General features: G+C 42.8%; 18 protein-coding genes, 1 tRNA gene and 1 pseudogene. 11 read left to right on the forward strand and 9 right to left on the reverse strand.

The genetic code is table 11. The annotated features are described in order from the left end of the window. Positions 1-30: 30 nt before the first annotated feature. Positions 31-621, forward strand: coding sequence for a helix-turn-helix transcriptional regulator (locus VDIS_RS04885; RefSeq protein WP_013336106.1), 591 nt, complete (start codon positions 31-33; stop codon positions 619-621). Here the strand turns inward: VDIS_RS04885 and VDIS_RS04890 are convergent. Both VDIS_RS04890 and VDIS_RS04895 read right to left on the reverse strand, forming a co-directional pair. Next, positions 571-870, reverse strand: coding sequence for a winged helix-turn-helix domain-containing protein (locus VDIS_RS04890; RefSeq protein WP_013336107.1), 300 nt, complete (start codon positions 868-870; stop codon positions 571-573). The two genes, VDIS_RS04885 and VDIS_RS04890, sit on opposite strands and share 51 nt — an antisense overlap. Before the next feature lie 414 nt (positions 871-1284). Next, entirely contained in the window at positions 1285-1857 is a 573-nt protein-coding gene (locus VDIS_RS04895; RefSeq protein ID WP_245522571.1) for a DUF4382 domain-containing protein, read from the reverse strand. 116 nt (positions 1858-1973) lie between these two features. Between VDIS_RS04895 and VDIS_RS04900 the strand changes: the two genes are divergently transcribed. Continuing rightward, the gene (locus VDIS_RS04900; protein ID WP_013336109.1) at positions 1974-3302 is read left to right on the forward strand and encodes an APC family permease; all 1329 of its coding nucleotides are present in this window, start codon (positions 1974-1976) and stop codon (positions 3300-3302) included. On the opposite strand, the gene VDIS_RS04905 is transcribed toward VDIS_RS04900, so the two are convergent. Together VDIS_RS04905 and kdgK are read right to left on the reverse strand one after the other, a co-directional pair. Further along, positions 3277-3918 (reverse strand): potassium channel family protein, encoded by a 642-nt coding sequence (locus VDIS_RS04905; RefSeq protein WP_052885768.1) that lies wholly within the window; start codon positions 3916-3918, stop codon positions 3277-3279. The two genes, VDIS_RS04900 and VDIS_RS04905, sit on opposite strands and share 26 nt — an antisense overlap. A 33-nt stretch (positions 3919-3951) precedes the next feature. Next, a complete protein-coding gene (gene kdgK / locus VDIS_RS04910) occupies positions 3952-4917 on the reverse strand; it encodes a bifunctional 2-dehydro-3-deoxygluconokinase/2-dehydro-3-deoxygalactonokinase (protein ID WP_013336111.1) in 966 nt (321 codons plus the stop codon). Between the two features lie 93 nt (positions 4918-5010). Here kdgK and VDIS_RS04915 point away from each other — a divergent pair. The 4 genes and pseudogenes from VDIS_RS04915 to VDIS_RS04930 all read left to right on the forward strand — a co-directional run bounded on the left by VDIS_RS04915 (position 5011) and on the right by VDIS_RS04930 (position 9967). Next, a tRNA-Val gene (locus VDIS_RS04915) sits at positions 5011-5108 on the forward strand. Between the two features lie 151 nt (positions 5109-5259). Next, entirely contained in the window at positions 5260-6816 is a 1557-nt protein-coding gene (locus VDIS_RS04920; protein ID WP_148678229.1) for a hypothetical protein, read from the forward strand. Between the two features lie 387 nt (positions 6817-7203). Continuing rightward, positions 7204-8887, forward strand: a pseudogene (locus VDIS_RS04925) (long-chain-fatty-acid--CoA ligase). A 60-nt stretch (positions 8888-8947) separates the two neighbouring features. After that, positions 8948-9967 carry a potassium channel family protein gene (locus tag VDIS_RS04930; protein ID WP_013336113.1) on the forward strand — a complete coding sequence of 340 codons (1020 nt, stop codon included), beginning with the start codon at positions 8948-8950 and terminating at the stop codon, positions 9965-9967. Here VDIS_RS04930 and VDIS_RS04935 read toward each other — a convergent pair. The 4 genes from VDIS_RS04935 to VDIS_RS04950 are packed head-to-tail and all read right to left on the reverse strand — an operon-like array spanning position 9934 to position 12781. Beyond that, positions 9934-10638 carry a uroporphyrinogen-III synthase gene (locus VDIS_RS04935; protein ID WP_013336114.1) on the reverse strand — a complete coding sequence of 235 codons (705 nt, stop codon included), beginning with the start codon at positions 10636-10638 and terminating at the stop codon, positions 9934-9936. The genes VDIS_RS04930 and VDIS_RS04935 overlap by 34 nt on opposite strands. Beyond that, a complete protein-coding gene (locus VDIS_RS04940; protein ID WP_052885769.1) occupies positions 10616-11587 on the reverse strand; it encodes an NAD-dependent epimerase/dehydratase family protein in 972 nt (323 codons plus the stop codon). Before VDIS_RS04940 ends, VDIS_RS04935 begins: the two co-directional genes overlap by 23 nt. 6 nt (positions 11588-11593) lie before the next feature. Further along, a complete protein-coding gene (locus VDIS_RS04945; protein ID WP_013336116.1) occupies positions 11594-11995 on the reverse strand; it encodes a hypothetical protein in 402 nt (133 codons plus the stop codon). A gap of 18 nt (positions 11996-12013) precedes the next feature. After that, on the reverse strand, positions 12014-12781 hold the full coding sequence (locus VDIS_RS04950) for a hypothetical protein (protein ID WP_013336117.1): 768 nt from the start codon (positions 12779-12781) through the stop codon (positions 12014-12016). 65 nt (positions 12782-12846) lie between these two features. Here VDIS_RS04950 and VDIS_RS04955 point away from each other — a divergent pair, with 65 nt between their 5' ends. The 5 genes from VDIS_RS04955 (at position 12847) to VDIS_RS04975 (ending at position 16521) form a co-directional block, all read left to right on the forward strand. Beyond that, positions 12847-13419 (forward strand): sirohydrochlorin chelatase family protein, encoded by a 573-nt coding sequence (locus VDIS_RS04955; protein WP_013336118.1) that lies wholly within the window; start codon positions 12847-12849, stop codon positions 13417-13419. A 1-nt stretch (position 13420) separates the two neighbouring features. Beyond that, entirely contained in the window at positions 13421-14380 is a 960-nt protein-coding gene (locus VDIS_RS04960) for a cobalamin biosynthesis protein (protein ID WP_013336119.1), read from the forward strand. Between the two features lie 152 nt (positions 14381-14532). Then, entirely contained in the window at positions 14533-15042 is a 510-nt protein-coding gene (locus VDIS_RS04965) for an Lrp/AsnC ligand binding domain-containing protein (RefSeq protein ID WP_013336120.1), read from the forward strand. A gap of 88 nt (positions 15043-15130) precedes the next feature. Continuing rightward, positions 15131-15862 carry a DUF357 domain-containing protein gene (locus VDIS_RS04970; RefSeq protein WP_245522573.1) on the forward strand — a complete coding sequence of 244 codons (732 nt, stop codon included), beginning with the start codon at positions 15131-15133 and terminating at the stop codon, positions 15860-15862. A 50-nt stretch (positions 15863-15912) separates the two neighbouring features. Beyond that, positions 15913-16521: a hypothetical protein gene (locus tag VDIS_RS04975; protein WP_013336122.1), complete on the forward strand. Its 609-nt coding sequence runs from the start codon at positions 15913-15915 to the stop codon at positions 16519-16521. On the opposite strand, the gene VDIS_RS04980 is transcribed toward VDIS_RS04975, so the two are convergent. After that, entirely contained in the window at positions 16511-17269 is a 759-nt protein-coding gene (locus VDIS_RS04980; RefSeq protein WP_013336123.1) for a hypothetical protein, read from the reverse strand. The two genes, VDIS_RS04975 and VDIS_RS04980, sit on opposite strands and share 11 nt — an antisense overlap. Between the last annotated feature and the right edge of the window lie 8 nt (positions 17270-17277).

Here is a 17277-nt window from a genome sequence, read left to right on the forward strand (position 1 = left end):
TGATGTAAAAGATTACCAAGTGATGTTTGTATGACCGAGTGGGCTACGATGAGGAATTATAGGTTGTGGGTTGGCATGGCTCTCATGGCACTCTCGATATACTTAATCATCAAGCTTTATGACAACCTATTCCTAAGCCTTAGGGTACCTATAGTCGCTGTCGGTCCTGACGGTGTGTTAAAGGTCATAGGGTCAATAAGGCCGTTTACAAGCCCTGTCCTTGCCTACGACATCGTACTTAGCATGGTATTAACAGCAATCCTATCATCACTAGCCTCAGTACTCATTTACTCCTCAATAACGAGTGGTAGGTATAGAAGTAATCCTGCTTATCAGGGTAGTTTAGTCGTAGGTATGGATGATCATGACAAGGCCATAACTGCTCTTACACTTTCAAACCTGGAGAAAAGGGCTTTACAGGTAATACGTAAGAGGGGTGGTATGATAACACAGGCTGAGCTGGGGCGCGAGCTAGGGTTGAGTAAGTACCAAGTGTCAAGGCTCGTAAAGAGGCTTGAGGCGAAGGGGATTATTGAGAGAAGGAGGGCTGGTGTTACGAATATTTTGATTTTACGTAACGGTCTTAACACTCTGGGAAATCTCAGTAAGAATAAGGACTAGGTTATCTCTATTACTTTGTGCATTGATTAAAGTCTCTAAGCCCTTTCTCGTAAGGTAAACCCCTGAATATGGCTCCCACCTAATTAGGCCTAGATTCTTTAATTCGTTTAGGTAGCGTATCAATCTATCATATGGTACACCAACCATCATTGCGAGCCTACTTAATTTATCGCAGCTCCCCATTTTATCCAGGGAGAGCAGTATGTCCGCGTATATCTCAACCCTAGTCCTTGGCTTCTTCCTGTACATCAAGAGGTATAGACTCTGCAACAGTCTTTAACCATATCGTAAAGGCGCACAGGCAACCAAACGGCAACCTTATTGCAACCAGTTCTTACTTCATGACCCAGCAGTTCTTTGTTCGTATTAACGCCCCAGACTTTATACGTAATATACCGGTCAGCGCATTACTGCTTCTGCAACAACTATTACTTTGTCATTCTCAACCTCGAATTTCACCTAATCATTGCTTTACTATTTGAGGTCTTAATACGCTATGTCTTTCTATTCATAGCGGACATTCATACATATAGTTATCTTTATTTTAATCCTTAGAAGGCATGAAGATCACGATGCAGAGAGTAGGTCGGTGATATCTTAAGGGATGTATTTCAAAATTTAATTATGATTTTAAGTCATTTTATTTTGAATTAAGTAGGTACTTTATGAGTGCCTCTTAACTGATGCATGTATTACTGGTATTACCACGCACTTCCCATTACCTGTAATGATGACATTATTCACGGCACCGAAGTCCACATTAACGTCATAGCTAGTACCATTAACAACTATGGGGCTCTGTCCAAGGGGTATCTCAAACTTACCACTTGGTAATGTGCAATTATAGGTCTGTCCATTAACAACAGCCTGAACGTTAGAGACGTATAGCCTTATTATGTTGTACGTGCCATTGGTTAAGGAGCACTGGGCAGCGAGTTGGCTGGTATTGACTAGTTGTGCTAGGTCAAAGGTGGTTTGTGTTAAGCTGCAGGTTACCCAGGTGTTATTGCCGCTGCCCTCCCTATGGAAGGCAATCTCACTTATTGTTACGTATAAGTGATCAACTTTTACAGGCTTATCGCTTATGTATACATACACCTGACTTGTCGGTACCTGGCTCGTTAATCCGCTCGTTATGCCTACACCATGCCCACTAAGCATTAAGTAGGCAACTGCCCCTATTACTATTATCACAACCACTACGGCACCTATGACCCAACCCTTCACCCTGACCACCCAGTGCCCTATGGTCACATTACTTAAAAGGTATGTCGAAGAAACCACCGTGGAATTACCGTGGAAGGGCCCATTAATTGCTTTTAAACCATTGAAACCTGTTGAATCAGCCCTTAATGACTGAAAGAATTACCTGGCTTAAGAGGGACCTGAGCACACTGGAGTTGCTGGCCCTCGGGTACTCAGACGTATCATCAACCTACTACTTCACGCTAGGCATAGTCGCGCTCAATTCAGGATCCCTACTGCCAATAACGATGCTCCTGGGATCCCTATCCCTATGGCTTGTTGGGCTGGCATACGCCGAGTTCGGGAGTGCAATACCGAGGACCGGCGGTGCGTATTATTACATCCGCCGTGAATTGGGCAACACCTGGGGCTTCATAGCAGGGTGGCTACTGAGTTTCGACCAAATACTAATGATAGCCTACGGTGCCCTGGGCGCCGTTAATTACCTCAATGTGATGATTCCCTTAGCCTCACGATGGCCCGTAAATTCAATACTCTCAATCTTAGTAATAATAATGATAATGACCATAAACATACTCGGAATAAAAGCCTCAGCGCGTTTCAACCTAACCTTACTAACCATTGACCTACTTGGAATATTAATACTGTTGATGTTTGGCTACTACCTGGTAGTTAGTCATGGAGCCGTAATGCCAAGATTAGTGTTTAACTATGATTATTTAATTCATGGGTTAACATACTCATTTAGGGGCTATACAGGTATTGACGTAATAGCACAGTCAACGGGGGAGGCCCTGACACCCTATATATCGGTCCCAAGGGCCATAATCGGCGTATCCTCATTATCAACGGCCGTGGCGCTACTATTATCGTTATTGACCATATTATCAGGCGCCTTAACGGTTGTTTCAAACAATGTTGGTGATCCCATAGGTGCCCTGGCCAGGTACTTATTCCATAACATGTATTTGTCCGCCTATATCTCGATGTCAATAGCAATAGTGCTCCTCATATCCGTCAATGCAGGCATTGTGGACTTCTCAAGGAGTATCTACGTAATGAGCGAGGATGGTTTGTTACCGGGTAGGTTAAGTAGTGTTCATGGTAGGTATAGGACGCCCCATTTAGCAATAATAATCTCATCACTAATAGCAATACTATTTGTGATTCCCGGCAGTGTTGAGCTCATTGCAGACTCCTACGCAATAGCATCAACGATTGTGTATCTAATGACTATGATCGCACTGATAATATTTAGGAATAAGGAGTCCCACTTAGTGCGTTATTTCAGGATACCCGGCATAACAATAAAGCGAGTGGAGGTGCCTATTGTGTCGATTATTGGCACCATTATATATACATTTTCGATTATGCTCATAATCCTAATTAAGGCAATGTACATGTTGGTGGTGCTGTCATGGCTACTTATAGGCATGTTGCTGTACCTATTTAATAGATCTTCTCGACGCACTTAACCACGGAATCTGAGGCACCAACAATGAATAATTTATCCCCTGCCTCAATCCTAAGCTCCTCATTACTGATTATAATATCCTCACCCCTAATGATCAGTGGTATTGCCACACCACACCTCCTGGCAACATCCCTAACCTCCTGGTTTATGTATGGCGACTCTGAGCTAATCACGACGTAGTACGCCTGCACCTTATCGTCAGAGTAAAGCAGTTGCTTAAATGACGGCTTTAGGTAATGGGCTATCTTCGACAATACGGCATCCACAATGGGTATTGCGTAGATACCGAGCTCGATGAATGCATCGAGGTACCTCTCCTTATTACTAATTAATGCTATTATCGTTGGCACACCCCTCGACTTAGCTATCCTGGCAACTTCCAGGTTGGTCTCGTCATCCATTGATAAGACCACGACCTCACTCTCATCGATTCCACCACCTCTAAGTATTGATTCATTCTTTGGGTCACCGACATAGACATAGGCAGGAACGCCCCTGCCTAGCCTCGCCTCATTTTCATTACTCGCTATCATGCTCACATCATAACCATTACTAACCAATAACCTGGCAATCACCACGCTAATATCGTTTATCCCAACAATCAACGCCTTACGCACACGCATTAAGTAGGGCTGTATTTAAAAACCGATTTATCTAAGGTCAACCTGCCTACCATAACCCTCAAGAAACCTCCTCAAATCATCCTCCCTAGGCAGGTTCTCCTCATCACCCCTAACCATCACGACCATGGCAGCCGCCGCCGAGGCCCTCCTCATTGCACTCTCCACATCATGACCCCTAAGTATTGATGCCAGGAAGACCCCAGCATAGGCATCACCAGCGCCAATTGGATCCTTCACAGGAACCCTAAAGGCATCAACCTTAACGACCCTACCCTCCCAATACGCCATTGAACCCTTAACACCGAGCTTAAGCACAATCTTATCAATCCCAAATCTAGAACGTAACTCCTTAAACACATCGTCAACCATGGACACACCAAGTAATAGACTGGCTTCATCCTCATCAAGGAATACGATATCCACGAAATTAAGCGCCCTAGACAGCACATTAACGGCGTCCTCCACCCGCGTCCATAGCTTTTTCCTATAATTAACATCAAATGATGTGATGACACCCTTACCGCGGGCAATCTCCAAGCCCTTAAATGCCGCTGACCTGGCAGTATCGCTGATAGCCATCGTTATGCCCGTAGTGTGAAAAACCCTGGCGCCACCAACGTAGTCCGGGTCAACATCATCAGGGCTTAATGCCGAGGCTGCAGAACCCCTCCTGTAGTAGAGCACGTCGCTAACACCTGGTATTGGATAATTCCTCTGCACGAAGTAAATACCCGTGGGCCTCTCAGGATCGAACCTAATATGACTAACGTCAACACCCTCACCCCTAAGCCAATTATAAATGAATAAACCAAACTCATCAGCACCAAGCCTTGTTATCAGCCCGCAACTAACGCCAAGCCTAACCAGGGCAACGCAGACATTTGCCTCGGTACCCGTCGCGTGCTTCTCAAAGTATGTAACATGCCTAAGCGGCCCATCAGTAACCGCATTAAACTGAACCAGGGGCTCGCCCAAAGCCACAACCTCAGGCATTAAGGCGCATATAACCACGGCATTATTAAGGAATTACTCTAACAAATTCAAGGAAACTAAAACCTTAAAAGGCAACACAATTAATGAATCAACGGGCCCGTAGTCTAGCCTGGTAGGATGCCCAGGGGCCGATGCCCCGTACAAGCCTGACGCGCGGGAGATCCCGGGTTCAAGTCCCGGCGGGCCCACCAAGGCATCTTAAACATTAGATATTCTATGACTGCATTGACGTCACTCCTTACTCAGGATGCATGCCCGTAAACAAATTCAAACTCACTCGAATCACTTTTACTGAACAGCCGGAGTATTAAAAAATCCGTTGTGCGATGCTAGTTGATGATTATGGGGATTAGGTTCAATAAATTGCTATTCACCGTACTGATCCTAGCAATCATAGCCGTGGCATCAATAATAGTCTTACCAACTTATAAGGCGTTCATTGGAATAAATCACGCAGGGGGCCTTACACGCGGTTACCCAGGGATGTCGCAGATGATCGAGCCCATACCCATACCTAGAGGTGTTGAAGTTTTTGCTGTTGGTCCTCCAGGGTTCATCCAGGGTATTGTCAACGCCGGCATTCCACAGGGCATCATAACCCTCATAAACACTTCCAACATAATCAATGCGCCGTCTCAGTCGGTCATAGCCATTGACTGGACATACCTGTTTAATTACACGGGCAATAACATGACGATTACCACTGGGATACTGAAGCACCTACTCATTAATAGGGATATCATAGTGATCGGCGTAAGTAATGTTAGCCAATTAATCACTGCGGAATTAATACTGGCCAAGGCATGGGCCAAGGCGTATAATGCGAGTGCCGTTGCCGTGCCCATGCCGAGGTACGGCATCAATAGTATGAGGTATGTATTAGCCGTGCCAATAGGCAGTAGGGCATTAATGATCGGGCCTGCCAACACTGCCGGCCTTAATGAGAGACTCATCACAGCATTGGAATTATTATATGGCGTAATTTCCACCATGCAGAATCAGGTAGACCCAGACGATCCCTGCTACGCAATGGCTAGTTCCCTCTCAGCACCAACCCAACAAACAACCAATGTAAATAATGGCTACTTCTTCTGGTATGGCCAGCAGACTTATAGTGATGGTTATGGCTATGAAACCGTTGATTTCTGCGTTGAAATTGGCCAAAACATTAATGAGGAGAATGGATATTACTACATCCCTGGGTATGAGTGGAACTTTATCGCATCAACACCAGCGCCTGGTGCGTATGTTAGTAGCCTATTATCGTTCACTGATCAGTATGCATCATACAAGTGCGCACAAGGTGTCATGGAACCTGATGTATTTACGTGCTCGTATAGAAATACGCCGGTTGGTTGGTTCTCCTGGGCTGGCGATGACCCTGGCCCGATAAGTCCATCAACATCGACAGGCGTGAGCTATCAAGTAAGTATTGCCCTTGGCTTCTCGGCCACCGGACCCACTGGTCAATTCGGTAACGCAATTACGGAAGGTTACACAGTTACTGATCCACCGATTGAGATAAACTTAACGGCTCCTCAGTATACTAGTGCACCCAATGGAGGTCCTGTCCCCAATGAGACCTGGGTATTGGCACCAACAAACCCAACGGCCGCTGCCCAGCAGAATCAATTGGCTACTGAGATCCTTGGGCCTATGGTTATTTACCCATTCCTAACGACCCAGATCAACGTGCCTGCCGGCGTTCAAGCCGTGCTATATAGCGGTGGTGGTTCCTCATGTAATTATGAATCAGTCATATATGATATTCAATGGTTCATATTTTACCCATCACCACCCAATACGCAGTTTCAAGTAATAAACATTGGAACCTCCGGACCAAGCATGTCGTCACCAAGTGGGTTCTATGTAACGGCGTACACGTCTAGTTGTCCCTAGTAACGATATACGTAGTGCCACGCCGTATTAAGTCCACCTCATCCCCTTGAATTCATAGCATTTTTCCCATACTTAATTCTATTGTATTTTCTCCTTAGGGTTGTTGCTGGGTAGGTTTGTCATGGTATGGTATCATTAATTTAATTTCATCCCTAGCATAATCATATTAATCACGGTATTAAGGATTTGAAATGTATCGTAGAAGACCCACCTTTCGCCTTGCTTAAGTTATTATTCTTAAAGTGGCTGGGAATTCTTGTATGTTGACCATACCGTTTTACTTAAATTTAGATATTACTAATTCTTTTATATGCATATTATTCTATATGTAATATTCTATGTTAGGTTCAAAGATAAAGCTTATAAATTAATATGTGCTATAGTATTATGCGTTTTATCAAGGGCTTTCCATCAACCATGATGGATGACTACCCACTAAACGTTCATGCAATATTAAGGCATGCTGCGTTATATTTTGGTGAGGATGAGGTTGTGTCTAGGGATGTTGATGGTAGTATTGCAAGATTAACGTATCGAGATGTTTATGATAGGGTTCAGAGGATGGCCTCGATGCTTGAGAGCGAATTAGGTGTGGGACCCGGTGATAGGGTTGGCGCACTTGGTGTTAATACCCATAGGTATTACGAGCTTTACTTCGCCGTATCAGGTATTGGCGCTGTTTTTGTTGAGATGAACTTTAGGTTGTCGCCAGTCGAGATAACTCAATGTGGCTAATCATTCAAAGATTAAGGTTCTCTTCATAGATGCACCGCTCTTAACCCAGTTTTTAGGAATGTAATTCCGCAATTTAAGCATGTAGAGAAGGTGGTGGTAATGGGTAGAACAAACGAATCGATAGGATTGAGTGGATTAAGGACTTATGATTATGAGGACCTAGTGAGGAGTGGTGGTAAGTATGATTTCCCATTCATCGATGAGAGGTCATCATGCTGTGCATGCTATACATCCGGAACCACAGGCATGCCTAAAGGGGTCTACTATTCTCATAGATCCTTCGTATTGCATGCAATGGCAATTCACCAGGTATTTCCCATGAGCTCAAGCGATGCGCTTTTGCAGCTTGTTCCGTTATATCACGTGAATGGTTGGGGAATGCCGTTTGCAGCTACTATGGTCGGCGCAAAGCTTGTTTTTCCGGGTATATGGAGTATAAACGACTTGAAACCCATAATTGATTTAATGATAAACGAGAAGATAACGCGATCAAATGGCGTGCCTAGCATATGGATATCCATACTCAATTACTTAAGGTCAATGAGCCCTAGGCCGCACTTCAACATGAGGGTTGTAAGTGGTGGTTCAGAGCCGCCGGTGGCTATGATGCGGGGTTTAAGTGAATTTGGTATTGAGGTAGTACATGCGTATGGATCCACTGAGACATCGCCGTTAAGCCATGTCTACGTACTTAAGCCTAAGGTGCTTGAGAAATTAAGGACAGAGGATGAGTATTGGGAACATAGGGCTAGGCAGGGCTTACCCATGTTTCCCATGGAGCGTAAGGTTATTGATGAGTATGGACGTGATGTGCCTTGGGATGGAAAAACACCCGGCGAGCTACTTGAAAGGGGTCCTTGGACAATTAGAGAGTACTTCAATGATCAAAGGACATTTGATTCCTTCTATGGTGAAGGTATTGATATCTGGTGTAGGAGTGGTAATGCGGTTGTTATTGATGGAGATGGGTATATGAAGATCGTGGATAGACTAAAGGATTTGATAAAGAGTGGTGGCGAGTGGATATCAAGCGTTGACATGGAAAACTACCTAATGGCGCATCCCGCGGTTTATGAAGCTACTGTGGTCGGAGTACCGCACCCAAAGTGGGGTGAGAGACCGTTAGCGTTCGTGGTCCTAAAGCCTGAGTATAAGAATAGAATAAAGATAAGAGGAATTAAAGAAAGAATTACTAAATCATTTATCGAGTAGGTTTGCGAAGTGGCAGTTACCGGAGATACTATTTGTTGATTCGATACCAAAGACGAACACCGGAAAGTTCGATAAGAAGGTATTGAGGGAGCAGTATAAGGATTATTTTACCAAGGAAAAGTAGCGTCACAGCGCTAAAAAGATAGTTTAATAAATCCAAGACCTTGTATAGTGCTGATCCATAATGATCATTCCAATTACATTTTTAAAATTTTTAAGGAAAATTCGCAAAATCGCTCGAAGTACAATACTTTACTCACTAATTCTATTTTTAATTATTTTATTCGTTGGTGCCCTTGCGATGTACTTAATCGAGCATGGTAAGAACCCTGGGTTCAATAATTACTTCAATGCTGTTTGGTTTGTGATGGAGACCATAACGACTGTTGGTTACGGCGACGTCGTGCCCAATACATACCTTGGCAAGTTGGTTGATATGATTATTATGCCTGTGGGTATTGCCACCATTAGTCTATTGACTGCATCGATAGCCACTGAATTAACTAATGTTGCAATAATGAGGAGTGTGGGTCATCACACAACCTCAAAGGGTAGGCACATCATTGTCATTGGGGATTCTGATAAGGCGCTGAAGGTTATTAGTATAATTGAGGAGTTAATGAATAGGAGGGGCAAGGTCATGGATATTCTCTATATAAGCAATGGTGATAAGCCACCGTCGTTACCTGCAGATATTGAGTTTATTCGTGGCGATCCATTCAATACCAATGACTTACTGAGGGCTGGTGCAGATAGGGCTTCTACCGTGGTCATACTTCCGTTTAATGATGCTGATGTTAAGGCTGCGGATGCTAAGGTTATTCTATTAATCATGAGTATCAGGAAGCTGAACCCTAACGCCTACATTATTGCTGAGGTTCTTAATGAGGCTGATAGGGACTATGCCCTGAGGGCTGGTGCTAATTCCGTGATTTCCCTGGGTTCCTTCACGACGGTTATGATAGCCAATGAGGTCTTTGATCGTGGTTTATCCTCAGTGTTAATAAATATAGTTAATAGGGGTAACCTGGGCTTAATGGATGCTGATGAGTATGTTGGGAGGCAGTTCATAGAGGTTATGCAATTGGTTAAGTCGAGACTGAATTATTTAGTTATTGGTGTGGTTAGGGGTGGTGAGGTCATTCTTAACCCAGGTAATGACTTGGTGATTCAGTCAGGTGATTCGTTACTTGTCATTAAGTGATTCATTAATAGCCTTAAAATGCCGTTTAGTGTGTACTCACTTGGAGTTAGGGGATTTACACCATCATCTCTTATGCGGCTTTCCGTAACCTTACCAATGGCTATCACGGACTTACCCCTAAGCGCATCCCTGGCGCAATCTCTTACTGCTTCATAGGTCATTGAGCTCATAAAGACGACATAGTCAACGTAATTAATGAGCCTACATGCGATCTCAACGCCTGCAGGATTCGGTCTCACGTCATAGAGCCTGTACTCAATTACATCATAATTTAATTTTTTAAGTTCGTTAATGATATAATCATTACCCCTTAATGACCTTAACACTACGACCTTACCACGTGGTAAATCGCGCATCATATCTATTATACCGTAGCTCGAGAACTCCCTAGGCATTATACATGTAACATTCAGTTTTTCCACCTCACTGCATGTCTGTGGACCAACACCAATGACCTTCACATCATTACTTAATTGCCGTAGTTTCTCGCTAACGTACTTCACCACAGTGGTGCTCATTATAATCACGTAATTAACACCGTTAAGTGAGACCCTGTCAATTGCATCCTCATTGGGCACAACGTCAATAACAGGTACCTGAATTATGTCAGCACCATTGAGGTGAATTGGCCTAATCTTTCCCGAGGCCCTAAGAATGAGCACCCTTATCATTATTAACACCAAGTTCCTCAGCTAGCGACTTTGCTGTGAGTTCAATAGCCTCCCTACTGCTCATACTTGGTCTCCAGCCAACCTCCTTAACAATCCTCTCAATCGATAATAACATCCTCTTTACATCACCAGGCCAGCCCCTACCATCTGGTGTTGCTGGTTTATAGGTTACCCTTGGGTTCATGCCGGATACCTTAATCACTATATTCACTATGTCCCCAACACTTATTGAATCCCAGTTCCCAACGTTGTACGTGTAAGTACCACCGTTCTTCATGGCGTATTCCCAAGCCTTTAATGTGGCATCTATAGTATCGGTTATGTATAGGTATGATTTTTCCTGTGTACCATCACCGAGGACCTCAAGCTCACTTGGATTCCTCTTTAGCTTCATTAGTAAGTCGTAGATCACGCCATGCCTAAGCCTAGGCCCAACAATGTTAGCGTACCTAAGAGTTACGCAGTTAATTCCATAAAGTCTCGCGTAGGTTCCACACATAATCTCACCAGCCGCCTTAGCAGCGCCATAGACACTTATTGGCTGTATTGGGTGATCCTCAGGTGTTGGTATGGTCTTAGCATCACCGTACACGGTGCTCGACGATGCGTATACCACGGTTTTAACACCATATTTACGGGATAACTCAAGCACATTAAATGTGGCCAGTACATTCTCGTCAAAGTGAATCTTAGGTTCGGTCACTGATATCCTGACCTCGGGATTCGCCGCCAGGTGAAACACGGTATCAACGCCCTGAAACACGCCGGGATTACCTAAGCTCTTTAGGTCATCTCTAACGAACTTAACCCTATCAATTACCTCCTTAAGTCTATTTAAATCCCCTGAGCTTAGATTATCAATGACGATTACGTCAAAACCTCTCTCCACAAGCTTCTCCGTTAGGAATGAGCCTATGAAGCCAGCACCGCCAGTTATCAATACTCTCATCATTAATCACCTCATCAACGCTATACTGACTAAGCCAATTATTAACCCGAGGAGGAGACCCGTATTTCCCAGGGCTATCTGTATTAAGAGCAGGACCAGCAATACTATTTTCATTAACCTACTTATCCCACGGGCTTGACTATATAATGCATTGGTTATTAGGTATGTCATTATTAATATTAGTATTATAGATATGGTACCAATTATTCCGATATAACCCATCTGTAGGACATTATTTATCTGCGATGTGTATATTGATGGGAATGCCGACATAATAGACTCTACAAAGCTTGAGTCTGTATAATACTCAAATTGAAGGTAAATGAGTATTCCAGCATTAATTAAGTACAATAGTATGCTTATCCCATAGAGTATATGCCATGCCCTAATCCCCTGCGCCTTACTCATTGGGTAAAGCCACTACCCTTAGGTTATAAATATTGCAATAATGACCCCAGCAAGCATGCTTATGAAGTGACCAAGCCTATTAATGCCGATGCCGTCTATCACGAGAACCGGTGGTATTGGTATTAATAGCCACAATGATTCATAAACCGTGTACAGTATTATTAGGAAGTTGAGCAAATGCATAGGTCTAACAGGCCCCTTCACAGTATTTATCAACGAGGCCGCTAGGACCGCCCCCATTAATCCCATGGTCATTGCTGATAAACCGTAAGTTGCGATAATCCTGTTATACATTAGGGATAGAATTACGGTAGAAACTCCAATACCAATTATACCCGTTAGAACACCTGCCAGTAAGTAATACCTTAGTCTAAGCTCTAGCACGGCGATAGCCGTCACGAACATGAAGATGGGCAATGTACCAACTAGGTCAGTGACACTGTCCGGTAATAATGATATGAATAGGTAAATGATAACGTAGAGGAAGCCCCTAATTATACTCTGTCTCATCTCAGTAAGCGCCTCATTCAAAATTAATTCTGGTTTTATTAGAAAAATTGACGCGTAACTAATCAACACTATTAGCGTTATCACAGTTATATAGGAATAACCAATACCTAAGCCCTTACGTAACCTACTCAATATGTAAATAAACAGTATGAACAGTATGAACTCAGGAAGCAACGCGTAGTAACTCGGTATTAGTACTGCGACTAACGTACTTATTGCCGCGATTATTAATACAGCTGGGTAATAAAGCACAAGGGCTGATGCCTTAATCCTCATGGCTATTCCTGACCCATAGTATTAGGTTTTTAATATGCATTACATTATGTGATCAACGATACCTTGTGAGGATCGTTATCGTACTTCACGGATCGAGGGATCCCGATTATCTAAGTAGTGTGGAGAGCTTCGCAAAAAATGTTGGTGTTAGTTATGCATTTACTTCATACTCTGAACCATCAATAAATAATGTTATTGGCGACATATACATACCGTTATTCATTGGGTATGGTAAGGACTATGAGAGGGCAGTAGCTATAACGGGCTTTGAGACACCACCAATGCTTGAGTGGCCGTATGTGAGGGACTTCCTCCTAAGCCTCGGTCCTGGCCTATACGTATTTCATGGAGAGAATGATCCGAGGTTCATTGATAGTGTAAGTAAATTGAGTATCCAGGACATTGTCTTTCTCAAAATTGAACCTATGCTAGAGGATTATTTAATTAATCATTGCCCAGGTAAGGTGATTCCTGTGGTCTTTACCCAAGGCGTGATCTATAAGGAGATTTCAACAGTGGTTAGGAAATCATGCTCTAACACCGAAGTTCTAAAACCCCTCTTTGAGCTTCAGGAGTTCATAACATACTTTAGGAATTTACTACCATGGCTATTACAAAATACCAGGCGGGTTAGATAATATGAAGGCTATTTTTGAGACGGTAATGCTATATTACATCACGATTTTAATGACCTCAGTAATACTTGACTTAGTACTTGGTGAGCCTAAGGGTGTATTTGTAAAAATGCATCCCGTGGTTGTTACCGGCAATATTGCGTTTAAATTATTTAGACCAAGCAATAAACTTTTTGGAATATTTCTATGGTTTATTTCCGTGATCCCAATAACAATTATTTATTACTTTGTACCACGTGTTCTAATGGTCATTAATACTATAATTGGGATCATTGTTTATGCCTATTTCCTAAAATTAACGTTTTCAATAAAGCTAATGAGGGATTACACCAGGAGAATAATGAGAAGTATTGAGGTTGGGGATTTAGACAATGCCCGTATGCTGACTCAGCAGATCGTTAGAAGGAATGTGTGGGAGTTAGACACGACTCACTTAATATCTGCAGTTATAGAGAGTCTCGCCGAGTCCTTTGTTGATGGTCTTTTGTCACCATTGTTTTACTTCGCATTACTCGGATTACCTGGAGCCCTTCTTCAGAGGCTTTCTAACACCATGGACTCAATGGTTGGCTATAGGGGGTGGCCATATGAGGATGTTGGCTGGTTTTCGGCTAAGGTCGATACAGCACTGAACTATATGCCTGCAAGGTTATCCTCAATAATTATCTTAATAGCGTCTGGATTAGTAGGATTAAACTGGAGGGGAAGTATTACGGCAGCTTTTCATTATCATCGTAGTGTGAGGAGTGTTAATTCCGGTTGGCCTATGGCATCCTTTGCAGGCGCATTGGGTGTTATGCTTGAGAAGGTTGGTGCCTATAGGATAAACGATGGCATGCCCGGTCCCGACATAACCAGGTTAAGATTAGCACTTAGGTTATTCGATGTTTCGGTTATCATTGCATTAGTAATTACCTTAGTTCTCTTAATCTTTAGAGTATTTTTTATACCATTATTTATTTAGGAAGATTATCAATAGAATGGAATAATTAAATTATTACCCATATGTAATCAATAATCTTTATTTTTTACGGTGGATTATATGACGGGTCATATATAATATTTAGGAATAACCTTTTTATACTAGTGCTATCAGGTGTATTTTAGTAGATTACTATGTCTTCCATAACCACATCAAGTGGAGAGTCAACACCGGCTGAAATTGAGAGACAGTTAACGGAGAGACAACTCCAGGTTCTTCAATACCTGCTTAAAAAGGCTGTCCCACTTAAGGTATACACGGTATATGCTGACCAAGATGAACTCGCTAGAGAACTTGGTATGACTAGGCAGGCACTTAGTGTGCATCTTAAGAAGCTTAAGGACTTTGGGTTAATAAGGACGGGTCGTGAGTTTGTTGATGTCACTGATAAGGCTCTCAAGGTATTAAGGATGAGTTCGAATGAGGCGATAATCCTCGTTAAGGTTCAACCTAGGTATAGGACAATAATTTACGAGAAGGTTAAGGAGTTACCCATTGAGAAGGCTTACAGGGTATCCGGTGATTACGACTTAATACTAATAACAAGGGAGGTCAACGTTAATGACATACTACGCGTACTCAGCATGATGGAGGGTGTTGAGGATACTAAGACCTTCATATCCTTAGAAACACTCAGGGAGTGAGCACATAGTGGAAAAAGGCATTGGTTAAATATTACGGTATTAATCTCATTATTACCGCGCTGGAAGGTTTATTAACCATATAGGGATTATGCATTCACGTAGTATCATGGAGACCGTAAATCCTGAGGTAAGGATTGACACATACATAAGGAATGTCGCAAACGCGCTTGAACAGGTGGAAAGGGAGGGCGTTAAAAATGAGGTGATCGAGATAGCAAGGGCGTATTTAAAAGATTCGATTTACTACTTATCAAGGGGTGATCAATTTAATGCATTGGCAACAATAGCCTATGCCGAGGGTTTGCTCGACGCATTGAGATTCCTTGGAATAGCCCATTTTAATTGGAGTAGGACCGATGACCTAATCAGGAGAGCCCAGAATAAGGTTTTTGTTGCGGGAACGTTTGAAATAATTCACCCTGGGCACATAGCCTACCTAAGGCATGCCTGGACCCTCGGACGCGTGGTTGCGGTGATCGCCCGTGACTCAACGGTTAAGAAGATCAAGGGTAGGGATGTAATAATACCCGAGAACCAGAGGTTGGAGGTTGTTAGTAATATTGTTTATGTTCATAAGGCTAGGCTTGGCTATGAGGGTGATATGTTTAGGGTTGTTGAGGAGGAGAGACCTAACATAATATTGCTTGGGCCTAACCAACCATTTAATGAGGATTCATTAAGGGAGGAGTTAAGGAAGAGGGGGTTGGGCAACATTGAGGTAATTAGATTCAACGATTACGTGGACTGCCCACTCTGTAGCACAACAAAAATACTCAAGGCAATAAGTAGTAGGTTTAATCAGAATAATCAATTGCCATGAGTACGGGGACACTTTTATTCTTTATATAGGACTTAATCTAATGGTGTTACGTGGGTGAACCAATACTTAGGGTAAGATCTGCACCCATCAACCTCACCAGTTACGTGATGAACCCACTCATTATAGCCCTAGCCTGGGTTTTACTCGACATAATAATGTTTATACTAGTACCAAGAACCCTATTAAGCATGTTACTAAGCCAGGTTGGTTGGTTTATGATCATCCTAATCTTTCAATTGCTCTTCCTAACAATCCTTGTAGGTAGTATACGTAAGGCCATGAGAATGATTAAATGGAGTAGATACTTGATTACAGAACTCACGATATATAATGATCACGTGGTTTTTCTAACACGTAATAACAATGAATATAGAATGAGTATTGAGGACTTTAATCCATGTATCATTGAGTACATACCTCCAGCACAAGCCTCACCTCCACCACCTCCTCCAATGCCGCCTCCAACCCTAGTTCCATACACCTATGGGCCTGGTGCATTTATAATCAGGATCAGCCATGACGCTGAGGAATACTTCCTATTTATAATGACGTATCAATACCCCGAGCTGAAGGATGCCATGGTGAAAATTAAAAAGTCCCTGGACTGGTGCAGCGACTACCTGAAGCCGCGGCGTAAAATGTGGAGATTCATGGGATGAGCCCTCTCGTTATTTTCATGAATTCGCGTTGATTGAATGTGAATGAATAACTTATGAGTGTCATGTTTATGTTCATGAACATGCCACCAAATTCACTCTGATATGCAGGATATAGGTATATCGTCATGTTCGTTGGTACACCATTACTTAATATGCATAATTCCGTTATATTCATAATCATCGGAAATCCCTGCAGCCCACCCTGGGTTGGTGTCAATGTTAACGTTGCGGTGAAGCAGTAGGTTGTTTTTCCATTCCAGGTACCCTTCCCTACGTACTTACTCTCGTTTAATGCAAGTATTACATACTTGGTAAGGTTTACATAGGGTATGCAGTGGGTCGTGGTTTGTGGACCCATGAAGTTAAGTTCCATGGCATAACAAAGTTCATTATCATACCTCCAAAGCGCCACATTAAAGTTAATGCCAGACCCCATGAAATGCCTAAATGAGAATGTGCCATTTATCACAGTTGCATCATTTATTGGCGTCCTGGATATAGTAACAATGCCCATCAACGGGCCCGTTTGAAATGGTACACCAGGTATTCCTGGAAACTCGTTATTATTTATTACAAGTGTGGAACTAATCACGAACTTGTAAGTCACCGTAACATTCCTCATAAACAACTCCCTGGCATTCATGAGGGCTGATTCAGGGCCTCCATTTACTGAAACCGCTAAGTAAGTAACTGCACCAGCTATTATAATAATTACGAGTATGGCTGTAATTAATAACGGGGTTTTCATCAATTCTA

The organism is Vulcanisaeta distributa DSM 14429 (assembly GCF_000148385.1).
Lineage (GTDB): Archaea > Thermoproteota > Thermoprotei > Thermoproteales > Thermocladiaceae > Vulcanisaeta > Vulcanisaeta distributa.

Excerpts from the sequence above, each read along its gene's own strand:
- VDIS_RS04885 (WP_013336106.1), top strand. The coding sequence starts at position 31 with ATGACCGAGTGGGCTACGATGAGGAATTATAGGTTGTGGGTTGGCATG.
- VDIS_RS04890 (WP_013336107.1), bottom strand. The coding sequence starts at position 870 with ATGTACAGGAAGAAGCCAAGGACTAGGGTTGAGATATACGCGGACATA.
- VDIS_RS04900 (WP_013336109.1), top strand. The coding sequence starts at position 1,974 with ATGACTGAAAGAATTACCTGGCTTAAGAGGGACCTGAGCACACTGGAG.
- kdgK (WP_013336111.1), bottom strand. The coding sequence starts at position 4,917 with ATGCCTGAGGTTGTGGCTTTGGGCGAGCCCCTGGTTCAGTTTAATGCG.
- VDIS_RS04920 (WP_148678229.1), top strand. The coding sequence starts at position 5,260 with ATGGGGATTAGGTTCAATAAATTGCTATTCACCGTACTGATCCTAGCA.
- VDIS_RS04930 (WP_013336113.1), top strand. The coding sequence starts at position 8,948 with ATGATCATTCCAATTACATTTTTAAAATTTTTAAGGAAAATTCGCAAA.
- VDIS_RS04935 (WP_013336114.1), bottom strand. The coding sequence starts at position 10,638 with ATGATAAGGGTGCTCATTCTTAGGGCCTCGGGAAAGATTAGGCCAATT.
- VDIS_RS04940 (WP_052885769.1), bottom strand. The coding sequence starts at position 11,587 with ATGAGAGTATTGATAACTGGCGGTGCTGGCTTCATAGGCTCATTCCTA.
- VDIS_RS04945 (WP_013336116.1), bottom strand. The coding sequence starts at position 11,995 with ATGAGTAAGGCGCAGGGGATTAGGGCATGGCATATACTCTATGGGATA.
- VDIS_RS04950 (WP_013336117.1), bottom strand. The coding sequence starts at position 12,781 with ATGAGGATTAAGGCATCAGCCCTTGTGCTTTATTACCCAGCTGTATTA.
- VDIS_RS04960 (WP_013336119.1), top strand. The coding sequence starts at position 13,421 with ATGAAGGCTATTTTTGAGACGGTAATGCTATATTACATCACGATTTTA.
- VDIS_RS04965 (WP_013336120.1), top strand. The coding sequence starts at position 14,533 with ATGTCTTCCATAACCACATCAAGTGGAGAGTCAACACCGGCTGAAATT.
- VDIS_RS04970 (WP_245522573.1), top strand. The coding sequence starts at position 15,131 with ATGCATTCACGTAGTATCATGGAGACCGTAAATCCTGAGGTAAGGATT.
- VDIS_RS04980 (WP_013336123.1), bottom strand. The coding sequence starts at position 17,269 with ATGAAAACCCCGTTATTAATTACAGCCATACTCGTAATTATTATAATA.